The organism is Burkholderia sp. Ac-20384, assembly GCF_017104605.1.
Classification (GTDB): domain Bacteria; phylum Pseudomonadota; class Gammaproteobacteria; order Burkholderiales; family Burkholderiaceae; genus Burkholderia; species Burkholderia lata.
In genome coordinates this window covers 1-706 of sequence record NZ_JAAGPE010000734.1, presented here as the reverse complement: position 1 = coordinate 706, position 706 = coordinate 1, and the positions used below count along the sequence as shown (strand labels likewise).

Genomic DNA, 706 nt, shown 5'->3' with positions numbered 1-706 from the left:
ACTGGATCGAAGGCTATTACAATCGACAGCGCATGCACACGTCGATCGACTACTGCACTCCCGTCGAATACGAAACCGTACGCGCTGCTGCATGACATGCTGTACGTGAAAACGAGGCAGGGTCAGCGGCCCGCGGCCCGCGGGCCGCTGCCTGACGCGCTACGGTTTGTCTTTTCTTCTTCATCGGCATATCCATGGCATTTACACCTGATGATATGCCCCGCCCACGAAATGACGGATAGGTCCGAAAAGGCCTGGGAGCAATGGATCGAACAGGCTCAGCAAAGTGGGATCGCTGCCCTGCAAAAGTTCGCCGGGCGCTTGCAGGGCTATTGGCACGGTATCGTGGCACGCTGTCGCCACCCGCTCAATACCAGCGTCGTCGAAGGAATCAACAACACCATCAAGGTCATCAAGCGTCGGGCTTATGGGTACCGCGACGAGGAATACTTCTTCCTGAAGATTCGCGCCGCGTTCCCCGGTAATCCGCGATGAACCTAAAAAAAGGCCTGGGCGTCGACCCGCGACTCCTGACGAATCGGGAGAAGACGGCGCTGGTTGATGCCCTGAAACAGACTTAGAAGCTGTTGCGAAATTAGTTAACCAGAGGTTTTAGACGCGTCCAGCAAATCAAGGCGCAAGCCAAAGATAGGAAGGCCTCGTGGATATGAGCATAGCGTTCGTAGCGAATCTTCAGGCGTCGAAA

General features: G+C 55.7%; 1 protein-coding gene. It reads left to right on the top strand.

From position 1 onward, the window contains the following. Positions 1 to 495, top strand: a 495-nt coding sequence (locus G3O00_RS43825; protein WP_241025622.1) for a transposase, incomplete at its 5' end; no start/stop codon positions are given. Positions 496 to 706: the final 211 nt, after the last annotated feature.